Origin of the sequence: Halomonas sp. AOP7-B1-5 (genome assembly GCF_052353045.1) — a bacterium.
Lineage (GTDB): Bacteria > Pseudomonadota > Gammaproteobacteria > Pseudomonadales > Halomonadaceae > Vreelandella > Vreelandella colorata.
Map to the genome: position 1 here is coordinate 1 of NZ_JBQTDC010000054.1, position 17793 is coordinate 17793.

Annotated in this window: 19 protein-coding genes and 1 pseudogene; 6 read left to right on the top strand and 14 right to left on the bottom strand. The window is 54.9% G+C overall.

The annotated features are described in order from the left end of the window. Positions 1 to 52: 52 nt before the first annotated feature. From ACT3XD_RS17900 to ACT3XD_RS17915, 4 genes are all read right to left on the bottom strand, one after another. Positions 53 to 301: a YkoF family thiamine/hydroxymethylpyrimidine-binding protein gene (locus ACT3XD_RS17900; RefSeq protein ID WP_192539586.1), complete on the bottom strand. Its 249-nt coding sequence runs from the start codon at positions 299 to 301 to the stop codon at positions 53 to 55. A gap of 9 nt (positions 302 to 310) precedes the next feature. Further along, positions 311 to 1141: an alpha/beta fold hydrolase gene (locus ACT3XD_RS17905; RefSeq protein ID WP_192539587.1), complete on the bottom strand. Its 831-nt coding sequence runs from the start codon at positions 1139 to 1141 to the stop codon at positions 311 to 313. A 172-nt stretch (positions 1142 to 1313) separates the two neighbouring features. Next, complete coding sequence (gene dinB, locus ACT3XD_RS17910) at positions 1314 to 2360, bottom strand: DNA polymerase IV (RefSeq protein ID WP_192539588.1); 1047 nt, start codon at positions 2358 to 2360, stop codon at positions 1314 to 1316. 87 nt (positions 2361 to 2447) lie between these two features. Beyond that, positions 2448 to 3929: a protein adenylyltransferase SelO gene (locus tag ACT3XD_RS17915; protein ID WP_225736324.1), complete on the bottom strand. Its 1482-nt coding sequence runs from the start codon at positions 3927 to 3929 to the stop codon at positions 2448 to 2450. Positions 3930 to 3981: 52 nt separating this feature from the next. Between ACT3XD_RS17915 and ACT3XD_RS17920 the strand changes: the two genes are divergently transcribed. Next, entirely contained in the window at positions 3982 to 4593 is a 612-nt protein-coding gene (locus tag ACT3XD_RS17920) for a DNA-3-methyladenine glycosylase (protein WP_192539589.1), read from the top strand. On the opposite strand, the gene ACT3XD_RS17925 is transcribed toward ACT3XD_RS17920, so the two are convergent. After that, a complete protein-coding gene (locus tag ACT3XD_RS17925; protein WP_192539590.1) occupies positions 4515 to 5429 on the bottom strand; it encodes an NAD-dependent protein deacetylase in 915 nt (304 codons plus the stop codon). The genes ACT3XD_RS17920 and ACT3XD_RS17925 overlap by 79 nt on opposite strands. A 135-nt stretch (positions 5430 to 5564) precedes the next feature. Here ACT3XD_RS17925 and ACT3XD_RS17930 point away from each other — a divergent pair, with 135 nt between their 5' ends. After that, positions 5565 to 6740, top strand: a complete 1176-nt coding sequence (locus ACT3XD_RS17930) for a UbiH/UbiF/VisC/COQ6 family ubiquinone biosynthesis hydroxylase (RefSeq protein ID WP_192539591.1) — start codon at positions 5565 to 5567, stop codon at positions 6738 to 6740. Between the two features lie 72 nt (positions 6741 to 6812). On the opposite strand, the gene ACT3XD_RS17935 is transcribed toward ACT3XD_RS17930, so the two are convergent. Next, positions 6813 to 7760, bottom strand: a complete 948-nt coding sequence (locus tag ACT3XD_RS17935; RefSeq protein ID WP_192539592.1) for an alpha/beta fold hydrolase — start codon at positions 7758 to 7760, stop codon at positions 6813 to 6815. A gap of 92 nt (positions 7761 to 7852) precedes the next feature. On the opposite strand from ACT3XD_RS17935, the gene ACT3XD_RS17940 reads away from it, so the two are divergent. Continuing rightward, the gene (locus ACT3XD_RS17940; RefSeq protein ID WP_192539593.1) at positions 7853 to 8425 is read left to right on the top strand and encodes a CGNR zinc finger domain-containing protein; all 573 of its coding nucleotides are present in this window, start codon (positions 7853 to 7855) and stop codon (positions 8423 to 8425) included. Between the two features lie 127 nt (positions 8426 to 8552). Then, the gene (locus ACT3XD_RS17945; protein ID WP_192539594.1) at positions 8553 to 9005 is read left to right on the top strand and encodes a hypothetical protein; all 453 of its coding nucleotides are present in this window, start codon (positions 8553 to 8555) and stop codon (positions 9003 to 9005) included. 79 nt (positions 9006 to 9084) lie between these two features. On the opposite strand, the gene ACT3XD_RS17950 is transcribed toward ACT3XD_RS17945, so the two are convergent. From ACT3XD_RS17950 to ACT3XD_RS17960, 3 genes are all read right to left on the bottom strand, one after another. After that, positions 9085 to 10047 carry a ribonuclease Z gene (locus ACT3XD_RS17950; RefSeq protein ID WP_192539595.1) on the bottom strand — a complete coding sequence of 321 codons (963 nt, stop codon included), beginning with the start codon at positions 10045 to 10047 and terminating at the stop codon, positions 9085 to 9087. A 181-nt stretch (positions 10048 to 10228) separates the two neighbouring features. Beyond that, complete coding sequence (locus tag ACT3XD_RS17955; protein ID WP_192539596.1) at positions 10229 to 10822, bottom strand: tetratricopeptide repeat protein; 594 nt, start codon at positions 10820 to 10822, stop codon at positions 10229 to 10231. Positions 10823 to 11200: 378 nt separating this feature from the next. After that, positions 11201 to 12235: a hypothetical protein gene (locus tag ACT3XD_RS17960; RefSeq protein WP_192539597.1), complete on the bottom strand. Its 1035-nt coding sequence runs from the start codon at positions 12233 to 12235 to the stop codon at positions 11201 to 11203. A 336-nt stretch (positions 12236 to 12571) separates the two neighbouring features. Here ACT3XD_RS17960 and ACT3XD_RS17965 point away from each other — a divergent pair, with 336 nt between their 5' ends. Continuing rightward, positions 12572 to 13699 carry a glycerol dehydrogenase gene (locus ACT3XD_RS17965; protein ID WP_192539598.1) on the top strand — a complete coding sequence of 376 codons (1128 nt, stop codon included), beginning with the start codon at positions 12572 to 12574 and terminating at the stop codon, positions 13697 to 13699. A gap of 26 nt (positions 13700 to 13725) precedes the next feature. Continuing rightward, positions 13726 to 14010: a hypothetical protein gene (locus ACT3XD_RS17970; RefSeq protein ID WP_444280625.1), complete on the top strand. Its 285-nt coding sequence runs from the start codon at positions 13726 to 13728 to the stop codon at positions 14008 to 14010. On the opposite strand, the gene ACT3XD_RS17975 is transcribed toward ACT3XD_RS17970, so the two are convergent. From ACT3XD_RS17975 to ACT3XD_RS17995, 5 genes and pseudogenes are all read right to left on the bottom strand, one after another. Continuing rightward, positions 13965 to 14612 (bottom strand): glutathione S-transferase, encoded by a 648-nt coding sequence (locus ACT3XD_RS17975; RefSeq protein ID WP_192539599.1) that lies wholly within the window; start codon positions 14610 to 14612, stop codon positions 13965 to 13967. The genes ACT3XD_RS17970 and ACT3XD_RS17975 overlap by 46 nt on opposite strands. A 60-nt stretch (positions 14613 to 14672) precedes the next feature. Continuing rightward, positions 14673 to 15058, bottom strand: a pseudogene (locus tag ACT3XD_RS17980) (DsbA family oxidoreductase); the annotation flags it as partial. Positions 15059 to 15171: 113 nt separating this feature from the next. Beyond that, positions 15172 to 15588 carry a lysozyme inhibitor LprI family protein gene (locus ACT3XD_RS17985; protein WP_192539600.1) on the bottom strand — a complete coding sequence of 139 codons (417 nt, stop codon included), beginning with the start codon at positions 15586 to 15588 and terminating at the stop codon, positions 15172 to 15174. A gap of 171 nt (positions 15589 to 15759) precedes the next feature. Beyond that, on the bottom strand, positions 15760 to 16320 hold the full coding sequence (locus tag ACT3XD_RS17990) for a hypothetical protein (protein WP_192539601.1): 561 nt from the start codon (positions 16318 to 16320) through the stop codon (positions 15760 to 15762). Beyond that, on the bottom strand, positions 16317 to 17492 hold the full coding sequence (locus ACT3XD_RS17995; RefSeq protein ID WP_192539602.1) for a DUF4062 domain-containing protein: 1176 nt from the start codon (positions 17490 to 17492) through the stop codon (positions 16317 to 16319). Before ACT3XD_RS17995 ends, ACT3XD_RS17990 begins: the two co-directional genes overlap by 4 nt. Positions 17493 to 17793 lie beyond the last annotated feature (301 nt).

The window sequence follows — 17793 nt, forward strand, 5'->3', positions numbered from 1 at the left end:
AGCGCCGCTATTGGAGCGGCGCTTTAGATAAAACGATCATCCTCTGGCTGTGCTAGCGCGGTCGACGGTCTCCCTCAAGAAAGTTCGCCGTAAATACCGCTTTACCGTAAGTCTCAAAGGACCACTTCATTACCTCGCTCAGCGCATTCATCACGGCATCGAATTCGCCAAATATCTGGGTACTCATTCGGTTGGGATAAACCTCCAGGCCTGACGCCTCGAAGCGCTTTACCACATCCTTCACCAATGGCTTGAAATCGTGGGCCAGTGGGTAGTAGCTAAGCTGCACGGAAAGATACATAACGCCTCCTTACGCTGTGTGTGATGGCCTGCCGGATACGCTCGACAAGCGCTGCCAGGCGGCCAGAATGGCGGCGCGGGTTTCATCCGGATGCTCCATGGGGAACATATGCGTACCAGGCACCTCCTCGACCTTCAGGCCCTTGCGCCTTAAACGCTTGATGCGCGAAGCGGTCATCAGATGCGACTCCTGCCCCGCCACCAGCTCAAGCGGCACGCCTACCCGGCTTGGCAGCCGAGATAGGTGATCTGGCAAATGGCGGAAAATCTCCACCTCAACACGTGGGTCGAAGGTCAACTCGGCGCTGCCATCCTCTAAAAGCCGGGTACCTGCTTCAATGTAGTCGTTAAGCGCGGCGGGGGTAAAGCGGCGAAAAAGCCCGCGCTGACTTAGCGATTTGGCCATGATCTCACGGCTTGGCCATACGCTGCGCCGCCCCTGCGTTTTACCTGCAGGCGTTATGCGGTCAATAAAACCAAAGCGCTTGGCGGCCTTCATGGCCCAGGCGTCTGGCCCCAGCATAAGCGGCGGGTCAAGCATGATCACCCCGCAAAAACGCTCAGGCTGTTTGTCGGCGGCCATAGCCATCAGCGTGCCGCCCAGCGAGTGGCCCACGCCCAAAAGCGGCGCCTCGGTCTTCGGCAGGTAACTTAATAGCTCATCCACCAGATTGGCCCAGTTGTGGTTTACCGGGTAGTCCGGATGATGGCCCAGCCGATCAAGGGGGTACACCTCAAAGGTATCCGCCAGGGGCGCCAGCAGGCTTTTATAGCTCAGGCCTGGAAACCCATTGGCATGGGCAAATACCAACTGAGGGTGTGAAGCGGTCGTTGTTGTCATAGTGCAGCTCTTGGGCCTGTGTTCTTTGAGCTTGGCTTTTTAACCTTCGCTTTTGGTCTTTGAACCGGCCCTTGCGAATGCCGGTAGCACTTTATCTATCATACGTCTGTTTTAACGCGCCCTTGAAAAGCCGTCAATCGACATAAGGTTTAACAGGCTAACGAATTGCACATCAAAACAGCGAAAGCTGTTCAGCAGGTGCGGCCTCAGCCAAGCGGTAGCCGACACCCAGCAACCGCACCGGGCGCTCGCCGCGTGCCCAGCCGACGTTCAGCAGCGTTTCGAACTGCTCAAGGTTGGGTGCCGGGTCTGCGTGTTCTACGGTGGTTTGGGTAAAATCGTTAAACTTCACTTTAACCATTAACCCTCTGACCCCAGGCGGTGGGTCAAGGCGCGCATAGCGACGTTCCAGATCCTCTAAAAGCAGAGGGAGCTCCTGGCGGCAGGCAGCAAGCGACGGCAAGTCCTTGGCGTAGGTCTGTTCGGTACTTACCGATTTACGCTCACGGTGGGTTTTTACCGGCCGTTCGTCGTAGCCAAAACTTAGCTCATGCAGGCGTTTTCCAAAGCGGCCAAAGTGCTCCACCAGCTCGGTCAGCGGGCGGATGCGCAAATCGGCGCAGGTATGAATATCCAGCCGGGCCATTTTTTCGGCCGTGCGCGGGCCAACGCCATGAATCTTTTTGACCGGAAGCGCCTGTACAAAGCGCTCTACTTCGTCGGGGGTAATCACACACAGGCCATCGGGCTTGTTCCAGTCGCTGGCGATTTTGGCCAGAAACTTGTTGGGGGCAACGCCTGCCGACACCGTAATGCCCACTTCCTGGCTGACGCGTTCGCGAATCGCCTGAGCCATGCGCGTAGCGCTCCCCTGATGCAGAGTCACGTCCGACACATCTAGAAAGGCTTCATCCAGCGACAGCGGCTCGATTAAATCGGTGATCTCGCGATAAATCGCAAACACCTGACGCGCCACGACCTTGTACTTGGCCATATCGCCACGAATAAGGGTTAGATGCGGGCAGCGCTTAAGCGCCTGGGCCATGGGCATGGCGGAGTGAATGCCGTATTCGCGGGCGGGATAATTGCAGGTGGCGACCACCCCGCGCTGCTCGACGCTACCGCCAATGGCGATAGGGATGTCCTTGAGCGCAGGGTTATCGCGCATTTCAACCGCCGCATAAAAGCAGTCACAGTCGCAGTGGATAATTTTGCGCACTGGCCACCCTTCTCACCTGTAAAAAACCACAGTTTATCACAGGAGTTACTTATTCTTTCAGATGCCGCTCATTAAGGTGGCGCTCACTCAGGTGCCGCAAAAAGTGCGCAATACCTGCTCGTTGTCACTTGCTGGCGCCGCCAGACGGCGAGCTTCGGTTGATTCGTCGTAAGGCTTCGTTACCACCGAAAGCAGAGCATGGAACGGCGCGAAATCGCCCTTGTAAGCGGCATCAATCACTTCCTGTACGCGGTGGTTGCGCGGAATAATGATTGGGTTTGCCCGGCGCATGGCATCAAGCCTTGCGGTATCTGTTGCAGCCACCGCTTCTGTCTGCCATGTATCCAACCACTCGGCCAAGACCTCGGGCTGGCTCGTCAGCGCCAGCAATGCTTCGCGGCTTGCGTCACTTGGCGAGGCCGCGCAGTGGGTTAACGCATCAAACGTCGCTGTCATATCCATACGGCCCTGATACATATGGCTTTGCAGGGCTTCCATTAAGGCATCGGCTTGGGCGCTTTCCATCGCAAGGCCCAGCTTATCGGCACGCAAACGGCGCTGTTCGGCGCTAAACAGAGGTTCAAAGTGGCGGATGGCATCGGTCGCCTGTTCTACCAAAGCGTCGCCCTCTTCACGCATCAACGGCAGCAGGGTTTCGGCAAAGCGGGCCAGATTCCATTGGGCAATTGCCGGCTGGTTGGCAAACGCATAGCGGCGCCCCTGATCGATGGAGCTATACACTTTCTGCGGGTCAAACTGCTCCATAAACGCACACGGGCCGTAGTCGATGGTTTCACCCGCGATGCTGCAGTTATCCGTATTCATGACGCCGTGAATAAAACCCACGCTCATCCAGCGCGCAATCAGCACGGCCTGGCGGGCCACCACCGCTTCAAGCAGCGCCAGATAAGGATCTTCCGCATTGGCGGCCTCTGGGTAGTGGCGCGCAATCACATGGTCCGCCAGTGCTTTTAGCGCTACCTCATCCTGGCGCGCGGCGGCAAACTGAAACGTCCCCACGCGCACATGGCTACTCGCAACCCGGGTAAATACGGCGCCGGGCTCGGACATCTGGCGCACGACTCGCTCGCCGCTGGCAACCGCCGCCAAAGCGCGGGTCGTCGGAATGCCCACGGCGGCCATAAACTCGCTGACCAGGTATTCACGCAGCACAGGGCCTAGCGGAGATCGGCCGTCACCGCCGCGCGAGAAAGGCGTTCGCCCGCTGCCTTTAAGCTGGATATCCCGGCGCTTGCCCTGCTGATCAATCACCTCACCAAGCAACAGCGCACGGCCATCACCCAGCTGCGGCACGAAGTTGCCAAACTGATGGCCTGCGTACCCCAGCGCTTTGGGTTCGGCGCCGGGCATGGGTGTATTGCCGCTCAGCCACTGGGCCAGGGTGGCATCATCAGGCACGTCGCTAGCCCCCAGCTCTTTTGCAAGCGGGCGGTTAAACGCGATAAGGGAAGGCTCAGCCACGGGAGTCGGCTCGCAGGCGATCCAAAGTGGCGCGGGTAGCGTTGCGTAATGGTGTTCAAAGGGCAGCATGTTCGCCTCCACTTTCATTGAGTGTGATCTCCTAATACCCTAGCAGCTCCCTCAAGTAGACGGCGAGATAATGTCATCACTACCTGAATCTTCCCTGCTTCCTCTTACGCGTGATTTTTATCAGCGCGACACCGTGGCAGTGGCCAATGATTTACTCGGCTGCTGGCTGGTACGTGAGGTGGACGGCGCCTTGATGGGCGCACGGATTGTTGAAACCGAAGCGTACTGCGGCGCACACGACTCGGCATGTCACGCACACCGTGGATTGACGACAAGAACCGCCGCCATGTTTGGCGCGCCCGGCCACGCGTATATCTATTTGGTGTACGGCATGCACTGGCTATTCAATATCGTCACAGAGCCCGAAGGCTCGCCGTGCGCTGTGCTGGTCCGCGCCGTTGAGCCGGTATTAAACGAGCAGGCCATGCGTGAACGGCGCCTCACCCCAGGCAAACAGTTGAGTAATGGGCCGGGCAAGCTAACGCGAGCACTCGATGTGGATAAAGCGCTCTACGGGCACGATTTAACTTGCGCCGAGCGGCTCTGGATCTGTGCAGGCAGCCACGACATTCCAATTGCCAGCGGCCCACGCGTGGGTATCGACTATGCCGAACCGCATGACCGCGATGCGCCCTGGCGGTTTTGGCTTGAGGGCAACCCTTGGGTATCCAAAGCACGTTGAGTAGAGGCTAGCTGCTCGACCGCATGGGTAAGTACGGGCGTTAATGGCGCACGCCATTGATGGGTAAGCAGCGCGTCCGCCCGGGTGACGCCCAGCGACAGCGAGGCAATCGGCAAGCCCATGGCATGCGCTTCACGACAGAAACGGTAGCCTGAAAACACCATTAACGAAGTGCCTACCGCAAGCACTGCCTGGGCATTTTTCAGGCCCGCCTCGGCCGCCAGCCGACGCTCTGGCGGTACGACATCGCCGTAATAGACCACGTCAGGCTTGAGAATGCCGCCGCAGCGCGGGCAATCCAATACCTGAAACGAACTGAAATCGGTCTCAAGATCCGCATCGCCGTCTGGGGCATGCGTGGCATCAAGGGCGGCAAAAGCCGGGTTCATGCGCGCCATTTCGCTATGCATGGCGTGGCGCATCATCTGGTAATGACAGCTCATGCATTTCACAAGATCCGCCCGGCCATGCAGATCAACCACCCGGCGTGAGCCTGCACGCTGATGAAGACGGTCCACGTTCTGCGTCACTAGCAGCTCGATAAACCCCATCGCTTCAAGCGCCGCCAGCGCTTGGTGGGCACCACTTACCTGGGCTTCGCGTAGGGCTTTAAACCCGACCAGCGCGCGCGCCCAGTAGCGCTGACGTACGCTGGGCGATGCCATAAAATCACCGTGCTGAACAGGCGGTGGCCGTTTCCACTGGCCGTTGGCATCACGGTAATCGGGAATGCCGCTGTCGGTACTCACACCTGCACCGGTAATGACCCACAGTTTTGGGTGCTGCTCGATAAAACGGGCCAGTTCATCACCCAGTTGGGCCACACTTTTTTGCATTTCCACGGCCTGCGTCAATGGTTCACTCTAGGCAAGTTTCTACTATCTCGACGATACTGTAGGACATTCAGGGCACATGCAACGGCTAATGCCATGCACGAAAGCGGTGCCCAACCAGCATTCAAGGAGCGCCTCATGCAGAGGGATCACGATATTATTATTGTTGGCGGCGGCATGGTAGGTGCTGCGCTAGCTGCCCGGCTGGGTAATGCGGGCTACTCCATCGGGCTGATCGAGCGTGGCGACGCGCCTAAAGCGCCCAGCGGTGACTATGACCTGCGTATCTCATCACTGAATGCGCGCTCGCTTGCATTTATCAAGCTCAGCGGCACCGAACTGCCTGAGGATCGCTGCTGCCCGTTTCGGCACATCGATGTCTCCAATCAGGACGGCACCGGCCATAGCGTGTTTTCCGCCGCCGATAGCGATATGGACGACTTCGGCCTGTTTATCGAAAACCGTACGCTGCAATACGCGCTGTGGGAGCGCCTGAAAGAACTCCCCAGCGTTACCTGCTATACCCACAGCGCCCCGGTTAATACACTGTCATCTGGAGAGACACGCAGCGTCGAGCTCGAAAACGGCAAACTATTGAGTGCGCGGCTTGTAGTCGGCGCAGACGGTGCCCACTCGACCCTGCGCAAGCTGGCCGATATCGACGTTACCCAGCACGATTATCATCAGCGGGCCATGATTATCAACGTGGAAACCGAGCTTCCCCAGCAGGATGTGAGCTGGCAGGTGTTTACGCCCACTGGCCCGATTGCCATGCTGCCGCTGCCCGGCCATAGGGCATCACTGGTGTGGTACGACACAACCCACAACACCCAGGCCCGAGAACAGCTCGACGATGAGGCGCTCAAAGCAGCGATTGAGGCGGCTTTTCCAAAACGCCTGGGCAACCTTATCCGGGTCGTTGCCCACGCAAGCTTTCCCATCAAGCGCCAGCACGCCCGGCGCTACATCGGTAAGCGGCTTGCGCTGATGGGCGACGCTGCGCACGTGGTGCACCCGCTGGCCGGCCAAGGCCTAAACATCGGCCTACACGACGCCGACACCTTGGCGGAAATCATCATTAAGGGTCGCGACCCAGGTGACTACCTCAACCTGCTCCGCTTCGAGTGCCAGCGCCGAGCGGCCAACCAGGCGATGATCGCCGCGACCGACAGCTTCCATCATCTGTTCACCGGCGCCAAACCGCTGCGCCAGCTGGGCGATTTAAGCCTGCACCTGGCCGAGCGCTTTCCGTTTGCCAAGCGCATGATGATGCAGCAAGCCAATGGGCTGAATCCGTTCAAGATGCGCTACTAGTAGCTGATACAGCCAGATGTTTTAGCCGCGAATAAGCCAAGCCGCTGAGCTTGGCTTTGTTAAAACCTCTAGTTACCCCTTGATACGTTCATTCAAGAACTCATGTATCACCGGGATCATCACATCGCCATGGGTTTCCAATGCAAAGTGCCCCGTGTCGTAAAAGCGAATATCTGCCTCAGGAATATCCCGCTTCCAGGCTTCAGCTCCCGGCGGAAGAAAGAACGGATCGTGCTTGCCCCACACGGCGAGTAACGGCGGTTGATGCTCACGAAAATAGGCCTGAAATTCGGGATACTTCTCAACGTTGGTTGCGTAGTCCAGCAACAGGTCGAGCTGAATATCGGCCATCCCCGGTTGAGAGATCTGCGCGCCTTCCAACGTATAGGCATCTGGTGCTACAGCACTGGTATCGCTGACCCCTTCCAGGTACTGCCATTTGATGGACGCCGGCGTCGGAAAGTCGTTAAGGGCATCACGGTTCGCCTTTGAAGGATTTTCCCAATACGTTTTGATCGGCTCCCACCCGGTTGAAAGCCCCTCCTCATAAGCATTGCCGTTTTGCGAAATGATGGCCGTTATTTTTGCCGGATGAGCCACCGCCAAACGCCAGCCAACAGGCGCACCATAGTCGTGAACGGCAATGGCGTAGCGATCGAGCTTCAACTGATCAGTAAATTGATCAATCGTCTTCGTCAGGTTGGCAAAGGTGTATTCATACTGGCCGCGCGGCGGTGATCGAGTAAAGCCGAACGCTGGCAAATCCGGTGCCACGACGTGATATTCATCGGCAAGCGCCGCAATCACATCGCGCCACATATACGATGAGGCAGCAAACCCATGGAGCAGCAATACCGTCGGCGCTGCCGGATCCCCCGCTTCGCGATAAAAGACATCGACATCGCCCACTTTCTCGAAACGATAATGAACCTGCTGAGTTGTCGAGCCAGCGCCCTGCCCGGCATTGGCGCTCATTGCTTCCTGAATATCGGCAGAGGCCGTTTTGTTTTGCGTTGTCATGGATAACTCTTTAGTAACCTTTAATAATTAATTTTGAAGGTTAGTTAAAATAATAGTAACCTGTCAAATTAAATTTTAAAGGTTACCTAAATATGCCATCACACATTCCCCCTCCGTTAATCGCAGGCAATCTCGCCATCGATTTCATCAATACGCAGTTTGGCGTAGGGGAAGAGCATCAGGAGTGTCTGACCGACAGCAGCAGTGTCATCGCGTGGCTTCAACAGGCGGGCGTGCTGCCGGAATACCGTGAAAGCCCACCGTCTGGGCTAGTCCGCCTTGCACGTGAATTGCGTGACAACATGCGAGAGCTGCTTATCTCGGCCCAGCAAGGAAGGGGTGCGGATCCCGCAGTGATAAATCACGTGCTGGAACGGGGCTGCCCCCTGGAAAAAATTGAATGGCAGCCAGCGGAAGCGGCATTTCAGAAAAAAACCTATCGGCGCAACCTAGAAAGCGAGAGCCTGTTGCAGCCTGTCGCGTGGGCGTTAGTTAAGCTGCTTACCGAAGAAGATGTGCAACTCGTTAAAGAGTGCGAAGCCTCGGATTGCATTCTCCTGTTCCACGACCAAACAAAATCTCACCGGCGCCGCTGGTGCAGCATGGCGTCTTGCGGAAACAGAATGAAGGCGGCCGCGCACCGGGCTCGAAAAAAGACCGGATAACCGCACCTTAAAGTAATCAGCAAAACTTGCGCCTTATTCGCTTGTCCTATTTATGACAGAAAACGCCTCAAACGCTTGATCAAGACTGATTTCCCTTCAACTTTTCCCACCGCCGGTGACACTAGCCATGACGAAAACAGCGTTAGCCCTATTGTTATCCTTATCGTTAACCCTATGCACCACGATGCTGATCAGCGGGTGTAACCAAGACACCAATACCACCGCCTCAAACACAGCGGATGCGGATGCAGATACGGTAGCCGAGCAAAGCCCGCCCCCTCATGAGGTGACCGATCAATGGGTAGGCCGCTGGGTCGGCGTGGAAGGGTTAGTCCTGGACGTCAGCCAGGACGATTCCGCAGGCCCCGGCCATTATCTGCTTGAAATGCAGTACGGCCTGGACGCCGACCAAAGCGGCACATTCGAAGGGCAAGCCACAGACGAAGGCATAAGCTTCAGCCGCGATGACGGACAACAGTTACTTCGCGCGGGTGACGGCGAAGCCACAGGCTTAAAATGGCTGGCGGAGAAGGAAGACTGCCTGGTAGTGCAATCCGGTGAAGGCTACTGCCGCGACTGACCGGCCCGGCAATCACAAGAAGCGGCTACCCGTTTATGGGTAACCGCCTGCCTGCAAGAATGGTTGAAACATAAAAAGACTATTCGCCCGCCACTTCCGAAAAGTGGCCCGATTTATCCAGGGTAAATTCGAGAAAGTCCCGCGCCAGGTAAAGCGAGCCCGAATAGGCGCTCTGGGCTTCTTTGCGGATATCCTCAATAGAAGGCGACGCCTGGAGGTTGAATTGGTAACGGGGGCTAAAGTGCGTCAGCACCAGGTTAGGCAGCGCGACCGATTCGGCAAAATCAGCAACAAGCCTGGCGTAGCTATGCCCCACATCACCGGCCTTCTGTGCCATCTCTTGGGTATAGGTGGCTTCATGCACCAGCACTTGAGCACCCGCGCATGCGTCAATCAACAACTCAGGCCGGTCATTGTCTCCCGCGATCACTACTTTCCTGGGCTTGTTCTTGAAGATTAAGTAGTCAGCGCTTTTTAACTGCTCGCCCGCAAACTCAACATCAAACCCTTGCTTCAACTGACCCCACAACGGCCCTCTCGGAATCCCTTTTTGGGTTAGCTTTTCGATATCTAAGGCGGCGTCGACGTTTTTTTCTGTGAGCGCATAGGCGTAGCATGCCACCCGATGGGAAAGCCTGAACGTGGCAACCGCCATGTTTGCAAACTCAACGCTTGGCAGGTCGTCCGAGGCGATAAACTCCAACGCAAAGGGCAAGCCTAGCTGCGTGGTTTCACAGGTCGCCTCCAACCATGCTTTGATGCCTGCGGGCGCCACAATGGTAAGCGGCGCTTTACGGCCATTCATCCCCGCACTCGCCAATATGCCCGGCAGCCCATAGCAGTGGTCGCCGTGTACATGGGTAATCAAAATGGCTTTTAGTGAATTAAACGACAGCTTCGTGCGCAAGACCTGATGCTGAGTACCCTCCCCGCAATCGATCAGGTACCAGCCTTTACCCTTGCTCTCGCGCAAAGCGATGCCGGTGACGTTTCTTTGCTTGGTGGGCACACCGGCAGAAGTGCCTAGGAAAAGCAGGTTCATAATTATCCAGATGATTTGAGGCTTGTCTTAACAGAGCCTGCACAAGACGTAGCGACTTGAAATCGGTGTCTACTGCTGGCGAATAGTAATCATTGTGGCCTTTCGATTGACACTATCTGCTTGGCTAACTCTGACGCTGTTGTTTTATCCAATTAGTCTAATGCACGACTATGTAACCGCCCTAGTGCTTAGGTTCATTCAATCGAGCCAGGGTTTCCTGTGCCTCGGCCACACCTGCTGCGGCCGCTTTTTCTACCCATTCAACGCCTTGCAAATGATCTTCGTAGCCGGCCCAGCCATCAATGAGCGCTAGCCCCCAGTTATATTGGGCAAGCGAATGGCCTTTCTGGGCCGCTTTCTCGAAGTATTCACCAGCCTTGGCATCGTGGGTGGGCACGAACTGCCCTAGCATGTGCATACACCCAAGCTGAAACTCCGCCTCCATACACCACTTGCCGTTTTGATCAGCGGTTTTTTCAAAACACTGGTAGGCCTGGGCATGGTCCTTGTGTACGCCCTTGCCATTGAGGTATCGATAACCAAGCTCGAGCGCTCCTTTTTCGCCTCCCAAGACATCCAGTTGCTTGAGATGGCGTACTGACCTCGCCTCATTATTATCTTCGAAGCTGGCCGCCATGAACTGGTGACAGGAAATACATAATTTTTTCCAGGTAGCGTCAGGTAGCCAAGCTTTGAGAGCAGGCTGTTTAACGTGCGTATTTACCCGGCGCAAGCGAGGAATGCGTTTAAATGAGCCAGAGCCAAGTGTCCACATTGAGATAACGTCATAAACGGGTGCTGCGCACTCTTTACAGATCAGTCGCGTTCTATAAAGAGGTCTTGCAATGCTTACAGAGCTAAGCAGCAGCAGACCCGCAAAATAGGCTATATCGTTTGTTACATACAAGATGAGAGCACCAAATCCCATCACTAATGTACTTATCTGGAGTGCGATAAGGGCGATGTTGCCAAGCGTGATAGGCAATATATATCGCGTACTGCCACCACAATGAGAGCAGCGTACTCCCTCATCTGATTTTCGTTTAGACATTCAGCATCACCAGCTTGTAAGACATTCTCATCAGGGCCGTACATATAGCGCCAGTCGCAGGCCAGTCATAACGCGATCACAATCCTTGGAAAGGCCTTCTGCTTATAGGGTTTTCGCTTGTGCCGCCAGGTCATACTGCTCTAGCTTTTTTATTGCAAAGGCTCCACGCTCAGCAACGGCAGGTGATGGATCAGCAGCAAACCGCTCGGCTAGCGCTCTGCTGGCAACGTCGGGGTTCTCCAGTTCCTGAATCAGGATCTCGGCCGCTAGACGCCTGACCAGAGAAGAGCGGTCTTGTGCGGCGTTACTTAATAGTTCGCTCACCGGCGTACTCACTTTCAGCGGTCGTTCTGAAATTTTGCGGACCCAGTGCGATTGACAGTAACGAAGATCAACCCACTCATGGACCCACCCCTCCACCCAAAGAATGCGTTGTTCAAACAGACTGCGATAGGCCTTTGCTCGAACAGCTGGCTGCACCGCAAGATGAGCAATCTCCTCCACTCGCTCGTCGAGAATAGCAGTACGCCCCAACTGGGCGAACAGTGAGGGCATAGGCCCCGAGGTTGACGATATCAGAATGTCTTTAAGTGGCTCCGCGATTCGCGTTTCACCAATAATACTCAATAAAATCTCTTGATCGGCTTCTTCGATACGCCCCCATGCATCCCAATGGTGAAGAGCGACGCAGAGCGCTTCAGACACATGTTGTGGCTGAGAGGCTCGCGCGATGTCAGGTAGTGCATCTCTTGCGGCCTTGCGAACCTGCGGCACCCAGTCATTGAGCCTGCGAAGCGCCAGCGAAAATATAAACGCATTGGGTAACGCGCCTGATAACGCGCGAAGTGTTTTCTCGCGCCTATAACCATCTGCGCTGATGAGATCGAGCCAAGTCAACCTCGCCCTGGACCTTGACCATATTCGCCAGGCGGGCGGAGCATCGGCCTGAGGAACCGCATCGGCGAAAGCAAACCGCATAGTTCCCTCCCAGTACTCAAAATTCTCCAACGGCAAATGTGAGGTCAGGTCAGCCAACTGCGCCAATGCAGCAACAAATGTATTCGTCGAATTAATCGAATGGCCGCACGCTCTTACTGCGGCAATTATCTGGTTATCCATCACCTTTGAGTTATGCATTTGATACCCGCCCATTAGAACCAGTACGTACCGACTTTACTCTTTAACTAACCATTCAAGACTACCTTAGGACATGCGTAAAAGTGACTGCCCTATTGCTTATAAATTCAATAGCAACCAACACCCGGTGATAGGCAGCAATGTTTCTCATGCTCCTCGTCTGAGGATGCTTTTATCGAGCGCGCTCAATGCCACCTTACAAGCTGCTCTGTGTCGCTTTATGTGAACTGACCAGGGTCAACATAACGATAAAAATTCACATTACCGCAATGCATATTAGCATTTCATATGTTACCAATGACTGAGTAATCCATTCGTTTTAAGGGACTATCTGCCATGTCAGCCACGAACGAGAAAGTCTTCATCAGCCCCGGCCGCTACGTGCAGGGAGAAGGCGTTACCGCACGCGCCGGTCACTATGTCTCGGCACTCGGGAAAACGGCACTGCTGATTGCCGACGATGTGGTTTGGGACATCGCGGGCAAGGAGCTTAGCGCTAGTCTTGAAAGCGAAGGTATCAGTTTCGAGCGCGCAGTGTTTGAGGGCGAAGCCTCTAACCGCGAAATCGACCGCCTCGTTGAGCTTGGCCGCAAGCAGCAGGCAGACGTTGTTATTGGCTTTGGTGGCGGTAAAGCCATCGACACCGCCAAGGGTGTGGCTGAAAAGCTCGAAGCGGCCTGTGCCGTACTGCCCACGACCGCCTCTACCGATGCGCCCACCAGCGCCCTATCGGTCATCTACAGCGATGAAGGCGAGTTTGAGTCCTACCGCTTCTACAGCAAGAACCCCGACCTGGTGCTGGTGGATACCGGCATCATCTGCAAGGCGCCGCCGCGTTTTCTGGCCTCCGGCATTGCCGATGCACTGGCCACCTGGGTCGAGGCACGTGCCGCCATTCGCGCCAACGCCAACAACATGGCGGGAGGCAAAGCCACCCTACTGGGCGCGACCATTGGCGAGAAGTGCGAAGAGATTCTCTTCGAGCACGCCATGCTGGCCTACCAGGCCAACCAGGCGCAGATCGTCACGCCCTCGTTCGAGGCCGTGGTAGAAGCCAACACCTTGCTCAGCGGGCTAGGCTTCGAAAGCGGCGGTTTGGCAGGTGCCCACGCCATTCATAACGGTTTCACCGCCCTGCACGGCGAGATTCACGGCCTGACCCACGGCGAGAAAGTGGCCTACGGTACGATGGCCCAACTGGTTCTCGATCAGACGCCCCAGGCGGAATTAGAAGAGTATCTGGACCTCTACCTGGCGCTGGGCCTACCGGTGACCCTGAAAGCGCTGAAGCTTGATCAGGCAAGCGAAGAAGATCTTTATCGTGTAGCCGAAGCGGCGCTGAAGGAAGGCGAATCAAGCCATAACCTAGCGTATGAGCTAACGCCCAAGCAGATTGTTCACGCCATTAAAGCGGTGGATGTGCATGCGCGGGCGTTTATGGAGAAGATGGGGGTGAGCGAGTAAAGCCCACAAGGCACATGGCGCCACGTGTGTGGCGCCATATTGATCGTCCAGCCCTCGGCGGGCTGAGCGCCGGAAATCAGGTAGCGGCCGTTCAGGATGATCCCCGACACCGCATTCACCCCGGCTTCCATGAATCACTGCTCTGCCGCACGAACGTCATGCGCGTACTGATCAGAGCGGGCGATGGCCTCAGCGGCGTCGCCATAAAGCCCTACCTCAATGGCCTTCGTGAGAAAGCCGACAAGGAATTAACAGGTAGCGCTTTTCAAGATGGAAAAACCACCACGTCATCCCCCTCTTGCCATGGATGAAACTTGGTCATGGCCTGCAGAAAAAACGCGTGTTCCAACCAGTGTTGTAGCCATTGCTGAAGGTGCGGGTAAGGTAGGCTATAAAAAACATCGCGATCTACATGGGCGAATTGGCGGATAAAAGGCATGATGCCAATATCAGCAATGGTCGCGTTATCTCCCAGAAGATAAGGCTTTTGAGTCAGCTTCTCCTCTAAAACCTGTAAAAAAGCTTCACCCCGTTGCCGGTACTCTGCCTGGGTCATTTCGAGATGTCGGTCGGCGTATTTATAGCGATCCAACCAATGTTTAAATTCATTATCGTTTTGCTCGATCAGGGCATTGGCCTGAGTCCTAACCTTCGCATCTAACAGCCCTTGCGCATCTTGTTGCTCAAGCGCCCACACCATTATTTCTCGGCTCTCTTCGATCACAGTACCATCAAAAAGCTGTAAAACAGGCACAGTGCCTTTCGGGCTAATCGCTAGCATCTGGGCCGGTTTTTTCTTCAATGTGATCTCGCGCAGCTCCACCGGTAACTCAGCAAACAATAAGCCGAGCCGGGCACGCATGGCATAGGGGCAGCGACGAAAAGAGTAAAGGCGATGAAGTGATGACGTCATGGGCATTTTTCACAGTTGAATTGAAGTCAGTAGGCTCGGTGACCACTCTAAGGCGAGACGTTAGCCGTTCACGTTTTCTTCCGCCACCTGACGCAGCGCATCGACCAGCACCTCGGCAGGCTGGGCGCCGGAAATCAGGTAACGTCCGTCGAGGATGTCCCTCGGCACCGCATTCACCCCGGCGTCCATGAACCGCTGCTCTGCCGCTCGAACCTCGTTCGCGTACTGATCAGACCGGGCGATGGCCTCAGCGGTGTCGCCATCAAGCCCTACTTCGATGGCCTTCTCGCGTAACATCTGTGGGTCTGAAGGGTTTTCCGCCTTACCGAAGTAGGCCCCACCCGAATAGTGCCAGTTGCAGGGGGCGTTTCCCGGTTCTGCGTGGCCGCCCAGGCAAGCACACGGTGAGCAGCGAAGGTATTGTTCGCCCGACGCTCCAGCGCACCAAGTCAATTCTCAACGCCTTCACTGGGTACCCCCTCATTCGATCAAACTGAAGAAAGTATGGTACGTGTCTATCGGGCGTAACGGCAGTACCGTCATGTAACGAATCAAGACGTTACTCGACGGGGGGTTCCGGTAACACCGGCGGCGTACTGTCCATATAGGTCAGGAAGTCTTGCCAGATGTCGTACGTTCGCTGTTTCGTTAACCGGGTAAGGCACGTAATGCCCATGACGCCGCGAATGGTTCCGTCGCGCCACTGCGTATAGACAGCGCCGCAATGGGCCTCGCTATACGCGTGCCACTGCTTCTGAGCTACCTGAATAGCTTCGACTAGCTCAGGGTCAGCCGCGTTATGTTCAACGCTCGTTTCCAGATAGTGGGTGAGTACGTCCTCGGCGGCCTCTAACTCGATAGCCGCGCACCGATTAGTCTCGAGCGTGTTCCTTATATTATTGCAATCAAGCGCCTCGTCGTCCGCCACGGCTGCAAGCGATAGCGAAGCGAGCACTATGAGTAGCCACTTTTTCATTTTTTCCTCAAACGCACATAAGGTGCTGGCCAAGCATGCACAACCGCCATGTTCTCACATTCGATACCAGGGAGATCATCTAAACGTTGAACGACCGTGCCCGCGTATTCATGGCCCGCATGGGCGGCCAGCCCGGAGCTCAGCTAAAATCAGCCCGGCAACATGTGCTTGTTATAGCCCGCGGCCAATTTTATTTGGCTCTTCTGGACATGGCGTGCTTTCCCCTGGCGTAAGAATGACGTCGTATTGAGGCTGAAAGTCATTACCACTACTCCACATTGTCATGTGTGTTTCAAAACCTGCTTTTACCACGCACCAATTCCACAAAAACACGTTTGAGCCGTGAATCATCAGCGATTCAGTGCGCCACTCCTTCATTTCTGGAAAGCTCGCCTCACCTCTATCACTGGTTTTATCCCCCCTTCTCATTTGTTCAAAGCCATAAGGGTAGGAGCTCGATATTAAATACAGCCAAGCATCGTGAATGGGCTTTCCTTCTACATCGGTTACGAGAATTTCGGCCTCCGGCTGAAGAGTCTTGTTGATGGGATAAACAACACAGCCTGATAGCAACAGCGTCATCATGAATATGAGTAGTTTCATGTGTGATTCGCTATCACGCCTGAGTTCAGCGCCGCTTGTGACGAAGGCTGTTTTTGCGGCAGCAAGAAAGAGTGGCGGATCAAACTTCCACTGCAACCGATTGTTAAGCTTTCGGCGCACAGGGCTCAAGGCAACGAACCTATTAGGCTATTAGCAGTACTTATGATCGCCTCAATCTCAGCGACAACCTCGTCAAGAGACTTCACAACGCGACGTTTCGCCCGATTCAAATCCGACGTCAGACGAGGTAAACCACCGACCGTTGCCTTGAACCCACGCATACTATCTAGTGAGCCACTAGCAGCTTTGACCATTGTACAAAGAGCTATTCTAAGCTGATCAATTTGTGACGTATCTTCACTGTCGAAATCGTCGTACAGGGACAGTGCCTTACTTATGGCTTCAAAAGCTTCCTTCCGCGACCGCGTCAGGAGAGGCAACTGGCCATCCAAGATATCCACATATCTGCTCATATCTTCAGCCGCAGCCTTGACCGCCCTTCGAGCATCCTTCATTTGCTGAGGGTCGCTTACCTCACCAATTTCTTGAATCTCCGCCGTCCGGCGGTTCATTTGTTCTCCCATCGAAGCTGTTGCGTCGGCAATTGCATGAAGGCCAGCATTCATCTGCTCCACGGACATCCCGAAGCGATCAAGATGATCTAGAAAGCCTAATTCCTCATCACCCTCGGCTTCGGTAGAAACGCCTGCATCGACGGTTGGCAGAACTACCGGCGGTGACACCAAGCTTTGTGCGGAAGATGTTTGTCCTCTGCTCCAATTTTGAGCCACAGCACTAAGATGTGCTCTTACTAACGATTCAAAATTCTCAATTCCCTCAAATGTGCGATGAAGAACACCTTCATCACCCAGTGAGCGTTTAAAATGTTGAACACGATTATTTTGATCTCCATCGATCTCTGAGGGCTTAATTGGCTTATCTTTGAAATAGACCATGATTTCAAGGGAGCTACGATCTGCTACCCATCGAGCGTGCGCCCTTTCAAACTCTTCCAAGGTGCCTGATTCAGCTTTGGCAGTTGGAGTACCAATTCGTCCCCACAAAATTCCTATGAATACGTCGTATTCATCTCCAATCTGCGAGTTAATAACAGCTTGAGGCTCACTCCCAATACCGGGACGCGTGGATGTCTCCCAGCGCAGCAACTCAAGACGTACTCCTAGCGATTTTGACCAAGTGTGATTGAGTTCGGTCACGACGGACTCAAGCACTTCTCGCTCTTCTGACACATCACCCGGCGATGCAACAAACACTTGTAGAACGGTCTCTGACCTAGGCACTTTGTTTCTCCCTAATATCTAACGAGGCTGTCGAAAACCCGGTTCCGAGCTACTTTTATCGCCTACCGGCCTAATTTTTAGCTCAGCAAGTCATCTGAATGAGTCATCCTGTCAAAGCAATTCAGTCAAGCAAGTTGACGACGGTCTTTTAGGTTCGCCGAGAAACATACTCCGCTCCAAGCCCTTCATGACGCGGCCAAAGTAAGCAAACAGTACATTCATGATTAAGATGGCAGGATCATAAGCCGGCCGGTCGCATCGTTGCGGTACTTGGGATGGAAAACCGACAGATTTAACTTAT

Coding starts and splice junctions, on each gene's coding strand:
- ACT3XD_RS17955 (WP_192539596.1), bottom strand. CDS start 10,822: ATGTGGACACTTGGCTCTGGCTCATTTAAACGCATTCCTCGCTTGCGC.
- ACT3XD_RS17945 (WP_192539594.1), top strand. CDS start 8,553: ATGACGAAAACAGCGTTAGCCCTATTGTTATCCTTATCGTTAACCCTA.
- ACT3XD_RS17905 (WP_192539587.1), bottom strand. CDS start 1,141: ATGACAACAACGACCGCTTCACACCCTCAGTTGGTATTTGCCCATGCC.
- ACT3XD_RS17975 (WP_192539599.1), bottom strand. CDS start 14,612: ATGACGTCATCACTTCATCGCCTTTACTCTTTTCGTCGCTGCCCCTAT.
- ACT3XD_RS17920 (WP_192539589.1), top strand. CDS start 3,982: ATGTCATCACTACCTGAATCTTCCCTGCTTCCTCTTACGCGTGATTTT.
- ACT3XD_RS17960 (WP_192539597.1), bottom strand. CDS start 12,235: ATGCATAACTCAAAGGTGATGGATAACCAGATAATTGCCGCAGTAAGA.
- ACT3XD_RS17965 (WP_192539598.1), top strand. CDS start 12,572: ATGTCAGCCACGAACGAGAAAGTCTTCATCAGCCCCGGCCGCTACGTG.
- ACT3XD_RS17925 (WP_192539590.1), bottom strand. CDS start 5,429: ATGCAAAAAAGTGTGGCCCAACTGGGTGATGAACTGGCCCGTTTTATC.
- ACT3XD_RS17940 (WP_192539593.1), top strand. CDS start 7,853: ATGCCATCACACATTCCCCCTCCGTTAATCGCAGGCAATCTCGCCATC.
- ACT3XD_RS17950 (WP_192539595.1), bottom strand. CDS start 10,047: ATGAACCTGCTTTTCCTAGGCACTTCTGCCGGTGTGCCCACCAAGCAA.
- ACT3XD_RS17935 (WP_192539592.1), bottom strand. CDS start 7,760: ATGACAACGCAAAACAAAACGGCCTCTGCCGATATTCAGGAAGCAATG.
- ACT3XD_RS17985 (WP_192539600.1), bottom strand. CDS start 15,588: ATGAAAAAGTGGCTACTCATAGTGCTCGCTTCGCTATCGCTTGCAGCC.
- ACT3XD_RS17900 (WP_192539586.1), bottom strand. CDS start 301: ATGTATCTTTCCGTGCAGCTTAGCTACTACCCACTGGCCCACGATTTC.
- ACT3XD_RS17915 (WP_225736324.1), bottom strand. CDS start 3,929: ATGAAAGTGGAGGCGAACATGCTGCCCTTTGAACACCATTACGCAACG.
- ACT3XD_RS17930 (WP_192539591.1), top strand. CDS start 5,565: ATGCAGAGGGATCACGATATTATTATTGTTGGCGGCGGCATGGTAGGT.